The organism is Providencia sp. PROV024 (genome assembly GCF_032709665.1).
Taxonomy (GTDB): domain Bacteria; phylum Pseudomonadota; class Gammaproteobacteria; order Enterobacterales; family Enterobacteriaceae; genus Providencia; species Providencia huashanensis.
In genome coordinates this window covers 82,232-99,118 of record NZ_CP120545.1, presented here as the reverse complement: position 1 = coordinate 99,118, position 16,887 = coordinate 82,232, and the positions used below count along the sequence as shown (strand labels likewise).

General features: G+C 39.8%; 14 protein-coding genes, 1 rRNA gene and 1 pseudogene. 7 read left to right on the top strand and 9 right to left on the bottom strand.

Annotated elements, in window-relative coordinates:
* The first annotated feature begins 14 nt into the window (after nt 1-14).
* Nucleotides 15-1,052: a tryptophan--tRNA ligase gene (trpS, locus tag P3L56_RS00415; protein WP_042848635.1), complete on the top strand. Its 1,038-nt coding sequence runs from the start codon at nt 15-17 to the stop codon at nt 1,050-1,052.
* A gap of 174 nt (nt 1,053-1,226) precedes the next feature.
* Entirely contained in the window at nt 1,227-1,964 is a 738-nt protein-coding gene (locus tag P3L56_RS00410; RefSeq protein ID WP_166685573.1) for a 3-oxoacyl-ACP reductase family protein, read from the top strand.
* A 73-nt stretch (nt 1,965-2,037) separates the two neighbouring features.
* Here P3L56_RS00410 and P3L56_RS00405 read toward each other — a convergent pair whose 3' ends face one another.
* The 3 genes from P3L56_RS00405 to P3L56_RS00395 all read right to left on the bottom strand — a co-directional run bounded on the left by P3L56_RS00405 (nt 2,038) and on the right by P3L56_RS00395 (nt 4,611).
* Nucleotides 2,038-3,246 (bottom strand): lactate oxidase, encoded by a 1,209-nt coding sequence (locus tag P3L56_RS00405; RefSeq protein ID WP_071547560.1) that lies wholly within the window; start codon nt 3,244-3,246, stop codon nt 2,038-2,040.
* A 24-nt stretch (nt 3,247-3,270) separates the two neighbouring features.
* Nucleotides 3,271-3,837, bottom strand: a complete 567-nt coding sequence (locus P3L56_RS00400; protein WP_042848638.1) for a YceI family protein — start codon at nt 3,835-3,837, stop codon at nt 3,271-3,273.
* 96 nt (nt 3,838-3,933) lie between these two features.
* Nucleotides 3,934-4,611, bottom strand: a complete 678-nt coding sequence (locus P3L56_RS00395; protein ID WP_042848639.1) for a hydrolase — start codon at nt 4,609-4,611, stop codon at nt 3,934-3,936.
* A 264-nt stretch (nt 4,612-4,875) separates the two neighbouring features.
* Between P3L56_RS00395 and P3L56_RS00390 the strand changes: the two genes are divergently transcribed.
* Entirely contained in the window at nt 4,876-5,751 is an 876-nt protein-coding gene (locus tag P3L56_RS00390; RefSeq protein WP_042848640.1) for a pirin family protein, read from the top strand.
* 40 nt (nt 5,752-5,791) lie between these two features.
* Here the strand turns inward: P3L56_RS00390 and P3L56_RS00385 are convergent, their stop codons facing one another.
* Nucleotides 5,792-6,697, bottom strand: a complete 906-nt coding sequence (locus tag P3L56_RS00385) for a LysR substrate-binding domain-containing protein (protein ID WP_042848667.1) — start codon at nt 6,695-6,697, stop codon at nt 5,792-5,794.
* A 232-nt stretch (nt 6,698-6,929) separates the two neighbouring features.
* On the opposite strand from P3L56_RS00385, the gene P3L56_RS00380 reads away from it, so the two are divergent.
* Nucleotides 6,930-7,763, top strand: a complete 834-nt coding sequence (locus tag P3L56_RS00380; protein ID WP_210831438.1) for a hypothetical protein — start codon at nt 6,930-6,932, stop codon at nt 7,761-7,763.
* Between the two features lie 80 nt (nt 7,764-7,843).
* On the opposite strand, the gene yiiM is transcribed toward P3L56_RS00380, so the two are convergent.
* Together yiiM and sodA are read right to left on the bottom strand one after the other, a co-directional pair.
* Nucleotides 7,844-8,524: a 6-hydroxyaminopurine reductase gene (gene yiiM / locus P3L56_RS00375; protein ID WP_042848643.1), complete on the bottom strand. Its 681-nt coding sequence runs from the start codon at nt 8,522-8,524 to the stop codon at nt 7,844-7,846.
* A 140-nt stretch (nt 8,525-8,664) separates the two neighbouring features.
* Entirely contained in the window at nt 8,665-9,291 is a 627-nt protein-coding gene (gene sodA, locus P3L56_RS00370; protein WP_042848668.1) for a superoxide dismutase [Mn], read from the bottom strand.
* A 418-nt stretch (nt 9,292-9,709) separates the two neighbouring features.
* On the opposite strand from sodA, the gene acs reads away from it, so the two are divergent.
* The 3 genes from acs to actP all read left to right on the top strand — a co-directional run bounded on the left by acs (nt 9,710) and on the right by actP (nt 13,819).
* On the top strand, nt 9,710-11,665 hold the full coding sequence (acs, locus tag P3L56_RS00365) for an acetate--CoA ligase (protein WP_042848644.1): 1,956 nt from the start codon (nt 9,710-9,712) through the stop codon (nt 11,663-11,665).
* Between the two features lie 196 nt (nt 11,666-11,861).
* On the top strand, nt 11,862-12,173 hold the full coding sequence (locus P3L56_RS00360) for a DUF485 domain-containing protein (RefSeq protein WP_004906633.1): 312 nt from the start codon (nt 11,862-11,864) through the stop codon (nt 12,171-12,173).
* Complete coding sequence (actP, locus tag P3L56_RS00355; RefSeq protein WP_166685575.1) at nt 12,170-13,819, top strand: cation/acetate symporter ActP; 1,650 nt, start codon at nt 12,170-12,172, stop codon at nt 13,817-13,819. The genes P3L56_RS00360 and actP overlap by 4 nt, the downstream gene beginning before the upstream one ends.
* A gap of 169 nt (nt 13,820-13,988) precedes the next feature.
* Here actP and P3L56_RS22595 read toward each other — a convergent pair.
* The 3 genes and pseudogenes from P3L56_RS22595 to rrf all read right to left on the bottom strand — a co-directional run.
* Nucleotides 13,989-14,526: pseudogene (locus P3L56_RS22595) on the bottom strand (IS4 family transposase); the annotation flags it as partial.
* Nucleotides 14,527-14,741: 215 nt separating this feature from the next.
* The gene (locus P3L56_RS00350) at nt 14,742-15,170 is read right to left on the bottom strand and encodes a hypothetical protein (RefSeq protein WP_129467221.1); all 429 of its coding nucleotides are present in this window, start codon (nt 15,168-15,170) and stop codon (nt 14,742-14,744) included.
* Between the two features lie 1,545 nt (nt 15,171-16,715).
* Nucleotides 16,716-16,831 (bottom strand): 5S ribosomal RNA (gene rrf / locus P3L56_RS00345).
* Nucleotides 16,832-16,887 lie beyond the last annotated feature (56 nt).

Genomic DNA, 16,887 nt, shown 5'->3' with positions numbered 1-16,887 from the left:
AGGACATAACAAACATGAGCACTCCCACTGAAAATTTACAGCAACCCCAAAAACCTATCGTATTCAGCGGCGCACAGCCTTCCGGTGAATTAACCATCGGTAACTATATGGGTGCATTACGTCAGTGGGTACAAATGCAAGACGACTATGACTGCATTTACTGTATCGTTGACCAACATGCTATCACTGTTCGCCAAGACCCTGTCGAACTGCGTAAAAGAACCCTCGATACACTTGCGCTCTATTTAGCCTGTGGGATTGACCCGAAAAAAAGCACCATTTTTGTACAGTCTCATGTCCCACAGCATGCACAATTAAGTTGGGCATTAAACTGCTATACCTATTTCGGCGAATTAAGCCGTATGACCCAATTTAAAGATAAATCAGCGCGTCACGCAGAAAATATCAACGCAGGCCTGTTTGACTACCCCGTTTTGATGGTTGCTGATATCTTGCTTTATCAAACTAATCAGGTTCCTGTTGGGATTGACCAAAAACAGCATCTTGAACTAAGCCGTGACATAGCCCAACGCTTCAATGCAATTTATGGTGATATATTTACTGTTCCTGACCCTTTCATCCCTACAGGTGGCGGTGCACGAATTATGGCACTGCAAGACCCAACCAAGAAAATGTCTAAGTCTGATGACAACCGCAATAACGTCATTGCTCTACTCGAAGACCCAAAATCGGTTGTGAAGAAAATCAAACGGGCCATGACGGACTCAGAAGAGCCACCACGCATTCGTTATGATTTAGAAAACAAACCTGGCGTTTCTAACCTGTTAGATATTATGTCAGGTGTCACTGGTAAAAAAATTGCAGAGCTAGAAGCTGAGTTTGAAGGCCAAATGTACGGTCACCTTAAAGGTGCTGTTGCAGAATCCGTCTCTGGCATGTTGACTGACTTACAGACTCGTTATCATGAATTCCGCGATAATGAAGCGCTTCTGAATCAAATCATGGATGAAGGAGCGACTAAAGCGTCTGCTCGTGCACAACAAACTTTAGATAAAGTGTATGAAGCTATTGGTTTTGTAAAACGCCCATAACGCTAATCAAATAAAAAGCGCTTACTCATCAATGGGTGAGCGCTTTCTTTCATTAACACATAGCCAACTATTTTCACAAACTCCTTCTACTTTTCTATCTGGAGTCTATCCTCTTTTATCTATTAAATACCTTATTTAGTGATTTTTAAATTATTTAACTAATAAGGTCATTCTATGTTATTCAAAAATAAACATGCTATTGTCCAAGGCGGATCACGTGGTATTGGCGCTGCTATAGTAAAAAAACTAGCCAAAGAAGGTGCAAATGTTGCTTTCACCTACGCCTCATCAGATAAAAATGCAAAATTGTTGATCACTGAAACAGCCCAGTATTCCGGTACAGTCATGGCAATAAAAGCCAATAGTGCAAATGAATATGAAATTATAGCTGCAATCAAACAATCATTTGATAAATTTGGTTCTATTGATATTTTAATTAACAGTCTTGGTATTCTTGAATTTGGCTCAGTAGAAACTCTCCCTCTAGAATCATTTGATCGCTCCTATTCCCTAAATGTACGCAGCTTATTTATTGCTAGCCAATCAGCCCTAACTGTTATGAATAATAATGGACGAATAATTCACATTGGTAGTGTTAACTCAGAACGGGTTCCATTCGAAGGTGGAGCTGCCTACGCAATGAGTAAATCAGCTATTATTGGCTTAACAAAAGGTATGGCTCGAGATGTAGCTGCTAGAGGGATCACTGTCAACAATGTTCAGCCAGGTCCTGTAAACACTGATATGAATCCAGAACAAGGCGAGTTCGCAGATAGTCTAAAACAAATAATGGCTTTAAAACGCTATGCTAGCGCTGATGAGATTGCTGATTTTGTATTGTACCTAGCTAGCCCAGCTGCTGCTTATATAACGGGAGCAAATTTAAATATCGATGGCGGGTTTACAGCTTAAATATTGGTTTATTAATGAATAAAAAAACGGGAAAATTTTCCCGTTTTTTATTAACCAATGAGTTTGACTTTAATTATTGAAAATCTTTGTCGGTATACAACTTCGTCGCTTTAACTCCTTCAATATTTTTGGCCCCGCCTAGCATCATATTGATAGAAAGTTCTTTATTCAGTTGCTGGATCACCGAGTTTACGCCTTCAGCACCACCTAAATTTAAGCCATATAAAATAGGACGGCCTACAGCCACAACATCTGCCCCACTTGCTAAGGCTTTAAATACGTGTGAACCGCGACGCACACCACTGTCAAATACAATTGGAACACGTTTATTAACGACCTTAGCAATTGACGGCAATACATCAAAAGACGCGGGACCACTGTCTAACTGGCGACCACCATGATTAGAGACCCAAATCGCATCAGCACCTGCTTTGATCACAACATCAGCATCTTCGGGCGATTGAATACCTTTAACTATTACTGGCAATCCTGATAACTTTTTCACGTATTGAATATCTGCTGGTGTAAAGGCTTGTTTTGCTTGCGCATAAATTTCACTGATCCCTGCACCTTTACCTGTTTTTGAACCATCACTATTTTGCTTAGCAAATAGCTCTAAATTGGCAAAGCCTAGTGGGAATTGGAAGTTATTACGAATATCATCTTCACGATACCCACCAACTGGAGAGTCAACGGTTAAAATAATCGCTTTAGCACCACTTGCTTTGGCTCTCTTCAACGTGAATTCGTTAAATGCATTATTTTTACTCATATAAAGCTGGAAAAAGAACGGGTTTTCCCCTGAAACTTCAGCCACTTCTTCAATTGTTTTATTACCGTAGGTACTTAACGAGAAAATAGAACCTGCTTTAGCCATACCTTTTGCTGTCGCAATTTCCCCGTCTTTATGTGCTAATCCTTGGGCCGCCATCGGCGCTTGAATAATAGGGGTTTTTAGTTTAATTCCTAAAAAATCAGTTGAAAGGTCGATATCTGAAATTTCAATTCCCTGCATCACTCTTGGCATAATATATTTATTATCAAAATGTTGCGTATTTTTCTTCAGATTCAATTCATCTTCAGCACCACCACGAATATAACCAAAAGCACCTTTATCCATACTTTTGGCAACTTGGCTTTCTAATTCATCCAAGTTCACAATTTTAATTGGGCCTTCTTTATCGCTAGCTTTATATTCCGCCGCCTGTGCGGTACCAAGAGTCAGTGCAACAGCAAATAATGTCGATGTCACAAACGTATTTTTTCGTGTAAAACTCAACATAATAAATCTTTAACTCCCCATCAATTACTGTTTAATAGCCTCGGCTTGAATTTGGATAGTGACATTTTTGGCCATGCCATCCTTCACTAGGAAATCAACCCCCCATTGCGTACGGTCAATAGTGGTTTCGAAATCACCACCACACACATCAGCATTAAAAATTGGACTGAAATAGCAACCGAATTTGGTAGTTTTTAACTGAACTGGATGTGATTGGCCTTTCATAGTCAACACACCATCAATAGAAACAGGTTTGTTGTCTGCAAAATTCCATTTAGTCGATTTGAACTCAATGGTCGGATATTTTGCAACATCTAACATATCTTCACTTTTAATATGATTATCAAATGCTGATAACCCAGTATTTAAGGTCTCCGCTGGAATTTTTACACTGACGCTACCAGTTTGTTTTTCCGGAGAATAACTCATATCTCCGGTGATATTGTGAAAACCGCCACTATTGGTAGAAGTATTAAAGTGGTCAATATAAAACACGGCTTTAGTATGAGTTGCATCTAATTTATAGTCTGCGGCCTGTGCTGTACCAAGCGCAAACAAAGAAACCAGCAAAGGTAATGTAAGCTTTTTCATCATATTTCCTTAAAATTCAATTACAAATAGGCAGCTTTATCAGTCATTAAGCTGCCTGAATTAATTTCGTAAGTTAAATGTGGGGGTTATCGCGAATTAACGTTCAGAATCTAATTGCTCATTATTTTTCAGAACATCTTGCGCTTTGCTGTAGCTTTCAATTAATAATTGATAAGCAGGGAAAATTTGCGTGTAGGCCATTGCCCATTCAGCAGCGTCTTCACGGTTCCAAGTGCCTTGTAACTCAGAAGCAACCGCGGCTGTATCCATAGGGACAACCCCTGCTTGAACCACACGAGCCAAGGTAATTTCTTGTGCCATCTTGCTATAAGTACCTGATGCATCGATAACAACAAATACTTGGTAACCATCCATCACCGCACTAATCGCAGGGAAAGCCATACAAACACTAGTAATGGTACCTGCAATAATCAGTTGTTTTTTGCCTGTCGCTTTTACCGCTGCCACAAACTCAGGGTTATCCCATGCATTAATTTCGCCACGACGTGCAATATATTGTGCATGTGGTGCATTTTGGTGAATTTCTGGGATCAACGGACCATTGGGGCCTTGAGGTACAGAAGCCGTAGTGATCACTGGGATTTTTGCCAGTGAAGCCATTTTAGCCAGTACAGATGCGCGAGCACGCAATTCAGTCATTGGCATATCACCTACAGTTTGGAAAAGCCCACTTTGGTGATCAATTAATAACATCACAGCATCGTTTGGGTTAATAACAGGGCGCTGGCCATTAAAGTTTGCTGGAATACTCATGATAAAGCCTCTCAATCGATGAAGTCAGAAATTTATTTAGAATCAAAAATAGAACGATAACCGCTCCGTTTTCGTGTTATTTAGATTAATTCATCAGTTTTAAGCTGAGTAGTCTGGATTTTGATAAACTCTGTTCTATAAATAGGATAATAACCTCAACCTTGATTGTTCTTTTATTGGAACAATGAAACCTATTTTTGCCCCTACTGCCGAATGATTTGCTCCTTTATTATTCAGTCATCAAAACAGTTTAGGAGCAAAACCATGAAAAAAATTATTGGTATCTATCAATCTCCTCGTAGCCATTGGGTAGGAGACGGCTTTCCTGTCCGTTCAATGTTTACTTACGATAACCATGGGAAATACCTCAACCCATTCTTATTACTCGATAGAGCAGGTCCTTTCAATTTCCCCAGCTCAGAAGCAAAGAATCGAGGAGTTGGTGAGCACCCTCATCGTGGGTTTGAAACCGTTACGATAGTGTATGATGGGGAAGTAGCTCATCATGATTCTACTGGTGAAGGCGGTGTGATAGGTCCAGGCGATGTTCAGTGGATGACTGCGGCATCGGGTATTTTGCATCAAGAATATCAGTCTGATGCCTTTATGAAAAAAGGTGGCACTCTTGATATGGTGCAACTGTGGGTCAATTTACCTGCAAAAGACAAATCAGCGGCACCCGGCTACCAGTTATTGGAAAGCCAAACTATGCCAAAAGTCACACTGCCGAACGAAGCAGGCACACTGCGTGTGATTGCAGGGGATTATTTAGGCCACAAAGGGGCAGCCAAAACCTATACCCCGTTAGATGTTTGGGATTTACAACTCAATCAGGGAAAAACTGTTGGCATACAGACAAAATCAGGTCGTAACGTAGGGTTAGTCATGCTACGCGGTTCAATATTTGTTGATGGGCGTTCTGCCTTAAATGAAGGTGAACTGATGATCCTTGATAATACAGAAAGCAACATTGTGCTAGAAGCAACAGAAGATGCCTTAGTATTACTGCTAAGCGGTGACCCGATTGACGAACCGGTTGTTGGTTACGGCCCATTTGTTATGAATAGCATGGACGAAATTAATAAAGCTGTAAATGACTTCAACAGCGGCAAATTTGGCCGTATTCCTGAAACACAATAAATAATGTATGACCCCTCGATAACCTTAGGCTATTGGGGGGTTATTTTACTGACGGTGAAATGTTATCTGCTAAATAATTCAATAATAATTGTACTGATGGTAACAACCCTTTGCGAGATGGATAAACCGCATGAATAATATCTTCAGGGAAACGCCATTCAGGTAATACCTCCACCAAGTCCCCTGAGGCAATTTCCTTTTCCACCACGCCATAAGGCAACCTTGCAATGCCAATCCCTTTAAGTGCCGCGCGGTATAACGTTAACACATCAGTTGTGGCTAATTTAGGGGTGAAATGCTGTGTAAAACTCAGGTCATCGCTATTTTTCAGTGTTAACGTATAGTTTTGCGAGTGCTCTGTATTCGCTAACATCGGGTAATCCACCAGCTTTTCAGGCTCAATAAGTGCCCCTCGTTCTACAAATAACTGCGGACTTGCAACCAATATCCTGCGAGAATACCCCAGCACTTTCATCATTAGACCGGAGTCATCAAGAGGTAAAGAACGCACCCTAATTGCCAAATCCAGCCCTTCACTGATCACATCAACAGGGCGATTAACTGCCAATATCTGAATATCGATATCTGGGTATTGCGCCATAAAATCAACAAGTAATTCATTAAGATACACTTGCAACAATGCAACAGGACAAGACAGTTTTATCGTACCTTTCGGGTGAGACTGAACAGAACAAATCAATTCGTGAGCAATTTCGGCTTCATCCACCACATTTTTACATTGCTGATAAAAAACCTGCCCTACATCTGTGACATGAAATTGGCGAGTTGAACGATAAATTAAAGAAACATTTAGCTTTTTCTCTAAATCTGCAATACGTCGGCTTAACTTAGATTTAGGAACCCCAAGAGCTAAACCCGCTTGGGAAAAACCACCATGCTCAACGACTTTCACATAGTAATAGAGATCATTTAAATCATATTGCAGCATACGTTTTTACCAACCTTTGTGCTTGGAGGTTTGAAATCGTTATCTTACTCAAAATTCAAAAAATGTCCTCTTCGATATTTATTCTTTCGCACCTATATTCAGCTTTATCGTACGAGCCAACAAAGACCCTATTATAAAAAACAGATAATTTTGGGGTATTAATGAAAGCCTTTTTTAATAATTTTATGTAAACATGAAAATTATCCTCTACCGTTAAAATGAGAATATCATGCGTACAGAATTACCACAGACTCCATCAACTTCATCACTTGAGTGTTTTTTTGAAACCGCTGTTAACCAAGCGGATAAAAAAGGAAAAATCAGCCATTCTGATATAAAAAAACTCCTAAAGAACATCTCCAATTCATCTGAAAAACTTACCGTTAACAATTACTATAATATCCAAGAGTCTGTTAGTAGACTAAATAAAACCTTAACACTTCAGCACTCTAACGTTATTGAAAACAAGTCTCTCTGTATCCATAAGGCATACACAATGGCATTTAATAAATTATCTGATGCCTCTATTCATGAGATCAGACGCAATGCGCCACAAAGAGCCAATACGCTCAATATCATTGAACTAATGACCAAAAATAAAACGATAAAGCAAAAAAGAGTTATTGAACTTAAGGAAAACACCCAGAATATAAAAGCTAAAGTTGATATATTTATTAATGACTTATATAAAGAACCGTATTGGAGACCAAATGATAAAGAATATTCAGGGCTAATGGCTAACCTATCGAAATTAAAAAGTGATATAGAAAAGTCGAGAAATAATATACTCAGTTCAAGTTATCAACATAACCCAAATAAATTTAAAGCATTAACTCAGTTAAAATCGCAATTAACACAGCTTACAGAGAAATTACAAAACGATTATGACAAGCTAATCCGTGGTAGTACCTCAGATAATCAGCGTATCTTGAGCGATAATGAAATGCCTTCAATCTATAAATTAGAGCTAGCTCATTTAAAAAGGGCAATACCTATAATTGAATCAGAATTAGCGCAATTACAAAACGAACTACAAAGTAAACGTAGTGAATTGAGTAAATAATAAAGTAAAAAATTAACGGAACGCCAAAAAAAAAACGCCTAATTAAAAATTAGGCATGTCTAACTTTGAGATACGGCAACCTAGCCCCGTTTTCCAAACAAACGGTGGCTAAATTCTTCAATCTGGTGGTGTTCTAAGCGATTTTGCATGGTTAAACTCCAGCTTGCGGATAACCCAGCTGCACTTAGCAACCGCTGATAGAGTTGTTCATCATAGGGGGCATGAAAAGCAATCATAATCGCTTCTTGTACTGAAACGTCACTATTACGGCTTAATAGCGTTAATGGTTCGTTTTCGCTGACATTTCCTGTTTTTATCACCCGATAAAGCCACCCACAGCAACCACGCTCTTGCATCAACTGTGCAAAGTTTTCGATCCCCGTAAGCCCATTAAGCTTATAACATGGAGAGCGAGGCTGCGTGACCTGTATCCGCGCATTACCCCATGCAAAAATATCCCCGATAAATACGTTTTCTTCGGTCATACCCTGTGTTGATATATTTTCCCCAAATGCAGAGGCAACAAATAAATCCTCAAGCTCAGGGTAAGCGTTCAACCAATAATGATAATGCTCACGTGGATAATGGCATAGGGCTCTATCTGGCCCACCATGGAAACGTTTTTCTGCCTGTTCATCCCCTTCTAGCCCTAATTGCCCTAAAGCCAGCAAACCATCCGCAGCCTGTTTATGGATCGCACTTTGACCACAAGATTGAGTCTCTTGGACTTTACCGATAAAAACTTGGGGTAAACATGACATTGACGATATTCTCCATTTGAATAGCGATAGAGACTTCATCATAAAGAATGCCAAGACAGATAACAATCCAATACACCGGAAAATAAAAAGGCGTAGCATCTATGATGCTACGCCCACTCGCTATTTAATTAAAAAATTAATTATTTAGCTTTTGCTGCAAAACGTGCGGCAGCTTCGTCCCAGTTAACAACGGACCAGAACGCTTTAATATAATCAGGACGGCGGTTTTGGAATTTCAAGTAATAAGCGTGTTCCCACACATCTAAACCAATGATAGGGTAGCCTGAAGCACCTGAGATAGCTTCACCCATCAATGGGCTATCTTGGTTAGCTGTAGAAACAACAGCTAATTTACCGTCATCTTTCAGAACCAGCCATGCCCAACCTGAACCAAAACGAGTTGCAGCAGCTTTTTCAAATACTTCTTTAAATGCATCAACGCTACCGAAATCGCGTTCAATAGCCGCTTTCAGTTCGCCTTTTAATTCAGTACCTAATTTCAAACCTTTCCAGAACAGACTATGGTTTGAGTGACCACCAGCGTTGTTGCGTACAAAAGTGCGCTGATCAGCTGGAATTTGATCTAATTTTTGAATCAGAACATCGATGTCCAAACCTGCTAATTCTGGCAGTTTTTCTAACGCTGTATTTGTGTTAGTCACATAGGTTTGATGGTGCTTAGTGTGGTGGATTTCCATGGTCTGTTTGTCAAAATGTGGTTCCAACGCATCATAAGCATAAGGTAAAGCAGGTAATGTATAACTCATATTATTGTCTCCAGTGACGTAAATACCGCTATGTTTCTCATTTTTCACCACAAGGCTCATAGGGTATGCACTTGCTTAACTTCGCACCTTGTGAATTACTATCTATTATAGTTATTTTACTGTTAATGAAAATCATTATCAAATCCATAAAAAAAATGTGGGTTTTCTCATTCGCTACAAGAACTCCCTTATACAGTAACTAATACCAATATCACCGCCTTTTATTTTTCTTTAATTCTAACATTTGCTATATTTTAAGGTTAATACACTAATTTAATATTTAGCATCAAATGATAATTCTGCAAATCCCATTACAATTAATACGTGATCTTCCGCGCAAAAGAAAAACAAATTTATATTTCGTGCTTTAGTTAACCATTTTTTGACATAGTATTAACATCTGCAAGGAGATAATAATATGACTCAAATAACTAAACATCCCGTTCCTGCTGAAATTGCAAAAAATGCCCTGATAAACGAACAACAGTATAACGATGAGTACCAACGCTCGATTCAAGACCCTGAAGGATTTTGGGGCGAAAAAGGAAAAATCGTTGATTGGATTAAACCGTACACCCGTGTCAAGAACACATCTTTTGACCCCGGACATATCGATATCCGTTGGTTTGAAGATGGCACTTTAAATTTAAGTGCAAACTGTTTGGATCGTCATCTGGCTGAAAAAGGCGACCAAGTAGCTATTATTTGGGAAGGCGATGACCCATCATCGTCAAAAAATGTCACTTACCGTGAATTGCATCAAGATGTTTGTCAGTTTGCAAATGTGTTAAAGCAACAAGGTATCCGCAAAGGCGATGTCGTTGCTATCTATATGCCAATGGTTGTAGAAGCCGCTGTAGCCATGCTAGCTTGTGCTCGTATTGGTGCCATCCATACAGTCATTTTTGCGGGTTTCTCTCCTGAGGCAGTCTCTGGTCGTGTCATTGACTGTAAAGCCAAGCTTATCATCACTGCTGATGAAGGCCTACGCGCAGGCCGTGCAATCCCCCTGAAAAAAAATGTGGATGATGCACTAGCCAACCCACATGTAACCACCGTATCCAATGTGATCGTCTATCAGCGTACTGGTAATCCACCGAGTTGGGTTGAAGGACGTGACTTATGGTGGCATGACGTGGTTAAAGGTGTCAGTACAGACTGTCCTCCTGAAGAAATCAGTGCTGAAGACCCCCTATTCATTCTGTATACCTCTGGTTCTACAGGTAAACCTAAAGGTGTCCTCCATACCACTGGGGGCTATTTAGTTTATGCAACGCTCACGTTTAAATACACTTTCGACTATCACCCAGGTGAAGTCTATTGGTGTACTGCTGATGTGGGTTGGGTTACCGGCCATAGTTACTTGTTATATGGGCCATTATCCAATGGGGCAAAAACCTTAATGTTTGAAGGTGTGCCTAACTATCCATCAGTAAACAGAATGAGTCAGGTTGTTGATAAACACCAAGTCAATATCCTCTACACTGCACCAACTGCAATCCGTGCGTTAATGGCTGAAGGTGATAAAGCCATTGAAGGCACTGATCGTAGTTCTCTGCGCATCTTAGGCTCTGTGGGGGAACCCATTAATCCTGAAGCATGGGAATGGTTCTACAAAAAAATTGGTAATAGCCGCTGCCCTGTGGTTGATACATGGTGGCAGACAGAAACTGGTGGCTTCATGATCACACCACTTCCCGGTGCAACAACATTGAAACCCGGTTCCGCAACTTTACCTTTCTTTGGTGTTCGACCTGCATTAGTTGATAACCTTGGTGAGCCTATCGAAGGGGCTACAGAAGGTAATTTAGTGATTGTCGATTCATGGCCGGGGCAAGCCCGTACTTTATTTGGCGATCACGAGCGTTTCGAGCAAACTTATTTCTCAACCTTTAAAGGTATGTACTTTAGTGGAGATGGTGCTCGCCGTGATGAAGATGGCTATTATTGGATCACAGGTCGTGTTGACGATGTATTGAATATCTCAGGTCACCGTTTAGGTACCGCAGAGATAGAATCAGCCCTCGTTGCACATCCAAAAGTGGCTGAAGCCGCAGTAGTTGGTATTCCTCACAATATTAAAGGCCAAGCAATTTATGCTTATGTCACATTAATATCAGGGGTTGAGCCATCTCCAGAGCTATACACAGAAGTTCGCAATTGGGTTCGTAAAGAAATTGGTCCAATTGCAACACCGGATGTTCTTCACTGGACGGATTCATTACCAAAAACCCGTTCCGGTAAAATCATGCGTCGTATCCTACGAAAAATTGCATCAGGAGATACCAGTAACTTTGGAGATACCTCCACTCTGGCAGATCCAGGTGTTGTCGAAAAACTACTCGAAGAAAAACAGTCTATGAGTATGTCATAACGCCAAAAGGGCCGCCTTTACCGGGTGGCCTTACATACATCCCAATAAGACGATTTACTCTAAATAATTTGAGGTGCAACTAGAAGGCAAGTGAATGAGTCACTAAGAGCATATATAGATATGTGACTAGTACGAGTGAACACCGCCAACGACACTGCAACTTGAAGTATGACGAGTATAACAGAGGAGAACTCTGATGAATGCTACTGCTTACGAAAAGGTAGAGGATAACCCTCGCTTCAAGGAATTGGTCAGGAAACGTAGTCGCTTTTCATGGTTGTTATCGATAATAACGCTCGTGTTGTATGTAGGTTTTATTTTTCTTATCGCTTTTGATCCAAGCTGGTTAGGTACACCTATCTCTGAAGGCTCTTACATCACAAGGGGGATCCCTGTCGGTGTTGGGCTAATCGTCATTTCATTTGTATTAACTGGGCTATATGTTATTCGTGCCAACGGTGAATATGACCGTTTAACGGCAGAAATCTTAAAAGAGGTAGAAAAATGAAAATATTGCTCTCACTCATTCTCTTTTTTACCTCATCAATCGTGTTTGCAGACGCATTGACAGGGGATGTGGAACGTCAGCCTATCAATATCCAAGCAATTATCATGTTCTTACTTTTTGTTGGCTTCACGTTATATATCACCTACTGGGCATCAAAAAGAACACGTTCTCGCTCCGATTACTATACTGCCGGTGGGAAAATTACAGGGTTCCAAAATGGGATGGCAATTGCAGGGGACTTTATGTCTGCAGCTTCTTTCTTGGGGATCTCCGCTCTTGTTTATACTTCTGGCTATGATGGCTTAATTTACTCGATTGGCTTTTTAATTGGCTGGCCGATCATTCTATTCTTAATTGCCGAGCGCTTACGAAATTTAGGTCGCTACACTTTTGCTGACGTAGCATCTTACCGATTAAAACAAAGACCAATTCGTATTTTGTCTGCTGTTGGCTCACTTGTCGTTGTAGCACTCTATCTCATTGCCCAGATGGTTGGGGCAGGTAAACTGATCGAATTATTATTCGGCTTAAATTATCATGTAGCCGTGGTTATCGTTGGTATTCTCATGGTGTTGTACGTATTATTTGGTGGGATGCTAGCAACTACATGGGTACAAATCATCAAAGCCATTCTCTTACTTGCTGGTGCAACATTCATGGCGGTTATGGTCATGAAACATGTAGGCTTTAATTTCAATACATTATTTAAAGAGGCTGTAGAAATCCATAAGAATGGCATTTCTATTATGAGCCCTGGAGGCCTAGTATCTGACCCGATATCCGCCTTATCGCTTGGCTTGGCATTAATGTTTGGTACCGCCGGTCTTCCTCATATTATTATGCGTTTCTTTACCGTAAGTGATGCCAAAGAAGCGCGTAAGAGTGTGTTCTATGCAACAGGATTTATCGGTTATTTCTATATACTGACTTTCATTATTGGTTTCGGCGCTATTGTGCTTGTCAGTTCAAATCCTGCATTTAAAGATGCTGCTGGGGCGCTCATTGGCGGAACTAATATGGCTGCAGTTCACCTTGCTGATGCTGTTGGGGGCAATTTCTTCCTTGGCTTTATTTCTGCGGTTGCCTTCGCCACCATCCTTGCGGTTGTTGCTGGATTGACACTCGCAGGCGCTTCTGCGGTATCTCATGACCTTTATGCGATGGCAATAAAAAATGGTAAGGCTGACGAAAAAGATGAATTACGCGTTTCAAAAATTACGGTTGTCATCTTAGGTTTTGTTGCAATTGGCCTTGGTATTTTGTTTGAAAAACAAAATATTGCTTTCATGGTCGGCTTAGCATTCTCCATCGCTGCAAGCTGTAACTTCCCTATTATTTTACTATCAATGTACTGGCGCAAACTCACGACTCGCGGTGCATTAGCAGGAGGCTGGTTAGGGCTGATTACCGCCGTTGTCTTAATGATCCTAGGTCCAACTATATGGGTCAGCATTCTTCATCATGAAAAACCAATCTATCCATATGAATATCCTGCTTTCTTCTCCATGATTGTTGCATTCGTTGCCTCATGGTTATTCTCTGTTACTGACAATTCAGAACAAGGGAAAATGGAAAGAGAACGCTTTAAAGAGCAATTTATTCGTTCACAAATTGGTTTGGGTATTGAACAAGGTAAGTCTCACTAAATCTGACTTTATTACCACAACAAACGGTTCAGTGTATCGAGCCGTTTGTTATTGTCAGACTAAAACCACGCAGTGATTGCTCCAATAAGGATACAGGCTAATAGTGTAACCCTATCAGCAATCTTTCGAGTAAAACTTATCTACCTCTTTTTCTAGACGTCAGCTTCACGATAACATTAGCTACCGTGGTGCCTAGATAAGCAGCGATATTACATAATGCTCTTTCCCATTTATCACCTTCTTTTTCTTTGTAAGGTCATTTTAAACCCTTACAACGGATACCTCAGGTCTTGCGACCATCTTTATTGTTCAATTAACCCGATATATTAAGTGTTTTAGGAGCAAACAACAAAAGGCTATGAGTAAGCAAACCTCGATGATGATTACCTTGGTTCACATACCCTAAATCTGCTTGAGTAGGACGATAATTGTAGCTTGGTAGCATCTTCTATCGCGAGAAGAAAGGAATAGCAGTGACCAGTTTTACTGTCGCACTAAAAATGGCTTCACTAATATTCTCTGCGAATATGTTAACGTTCCTATCTCCCTCCATACTGGCCAGTGAGCTAAACGATTTTACTACCGATTTACTTGGATACCGAGCTAAGTTTGAGGCCATTTATTACAAACCTGACCGGTCTTTTTGGTTCTCCAAGTTTAGTATGTGCATGTTGTTCTTTAGCCCGCTCATTATTACTTTCCATCATCTCAGGAGCCCCAATTAAATCCGTTGAAGAGCTGATCGTAAGCTAAGCATTTAGTTCAAAAAAATTTCTCAGATAATGTGAAGGACTTATGTATAAAAGACAGCCTCATAAGGAGGTGGGTGGTTTAGGTCAGACAAAAAAAATCCTTCTTTCTGCGTAGAGAAAAGAAGGATATTAATAATATTTAAGAATATTTTTATTATCGTTATTCGGTTCTATCTTGCATAGTATTGTTTTTCTACATTAACCCAATCTTCTACAAGAGAATAAAAATCGGCAGATTTTGTTTTTCTTTCCTCTTGTAATTGTTGGAATTCTTGTTTATTTTTCGGTGTGTAACGAGAAAGCAATCGGTCTAAAACAATATGTTTATCTGCAAATTGAGAGCTAATTTTTAATGTCTTAAACAGTGCGATAGTAATAATCCCACTAATTGCCAGCATCCCAATAACAGAAGCAAAACTATAATCAATCCCAACAGCATTTCTTACGACATTTAGCAGTAAAAATGGAACAAAGAACATCACAAGTAAGGAAAGGATCGTGGCGCCATCTTGGCCATTGTTAAATTCATTCTCTTTCTGCTTATTCACAGAAAGGATCTGATCAAAAATTTTTTGATTCGCACTTTTTGTTTTATTCATCTGATCCACCTTTGGTACACAGACATTGTTAACCAGAAATACAGCGCGCTTAGTCGATTATCTTTCGTATCCGAACGCTAACTATTTCCTTTGATAATTTCATTTATAAGCAAACTTCATCTATAACGTGATAACTTGAAATGATATTAACTACTTTAAAATAGTATAAATGCAAGTAAATGAAACATCAATTTAACAATTTTTATATAAAAAAATAAACAATTGAGTTTTTTTTCATCATAAACTGGCTAAAGAAATATTAATTTTCTATATGAGTAAAATTGATTAGTTTATTTTTATCTATTGATATTTATGAGTTTATTGATGAAAAAACAGACGTTATTAATGAACTAATTAACACCATAAAAACCATTAAACCGATAGATATTTTATGGCAAAAGAAGGAAAAACAAGTAAAGTAGTTTCATTTAGTCATTATTATTTTTAATCAATTATAAATAATCTATCTCTCAATAAAGCAAGCTAGCGACATATTAGCAGTAAAGACAAATAATTTTCCTCATTCCTGTTACTACATTAGAAATGTGAGTTGTTACTCACTACTTTGATTCCTACACTACCATTCACCACACCAATATCATTACACTTTCCGCATAAACTAGTGCCAAACGTCTCTACTCCCAGCTTAGCTACCACCCTAAGTAATTGATTTAATTTTGTTTTTTAGCATATTAAACTAACCCCGACAAGTGAGTTGTTACTTACTACTTTAAATCCGACATGCCCATTCAACACATCCATATCACAGTGCATTCAGAGTGAACAGATGCCCAACTTCCTCATGCCTTGCTCAGTCCTTACTCTACAGCCAAACTCACGCTAGCTTCACACTGCATTTGATCCCCCAACTCAGTGAGTTGTTACTCACTACTCTAGATCCGACACGCCTATTCACCACACCAATATCATTACACTTTCCGCATGAACTAGTGCCAAACATCTCTACCCCTCCCTAGCTGATTAATTTATTCTTATTTTTTCAGTGGATTAAACCAACCTCGATAAGTGAGCTGTTACTTACTACTTTAAATTCCACACACTTATTCAACATAACAATGTTATTGCACCGTTGAGGGAGGATTAACACCGCCTCAAATCACGGCCAAACGAAAACTTGAGGAATAAAAAATCAGGATGATGGGTTACAAAACAGAGTCCGCTCAGTTCATAAGGAATAAAGGAATAAACAAGTTAAAACGAGATGGGCAGGAAAAGAATATCTCTGTACTAATGAGGGGTTAACCTAGTCCTCTGCTAATCAGACTGTTAATTTAAAAGCTAGACATTAGCAGTTAGAAGTTAGAAGTTAGAAGTTAGAAGTTAGAAGTTAGAAGTTAGAAGTTAGCCTACAGGATAATAAAATATGCAGTGGTCTCAATGCCTCATTCCCCTAGGCAGAGCCCTCACAATCAGAGTCGCCCTGAGACTGAACACATCACTCTTCGCTCCACACTGCCACGCCTCATCACCTAACCCCCAAACGCAAAAAAGCCACCCATTGGGTGGCTTTCTCACTAATTTAATGTCTGGCAGTTCCCTACTCTCACATGGGGAGACCCCACACTACCATCGGCGCTACGGCGTTTCACTGCTGAGTTCGGCATGGGGTCAGGTGGGACCACCGCGCTATTGCCGCCAGACAAATTCGGTTCGTTCCCGTTTAGCACATTTCGTCACTAAACCAGAACTGCAATCT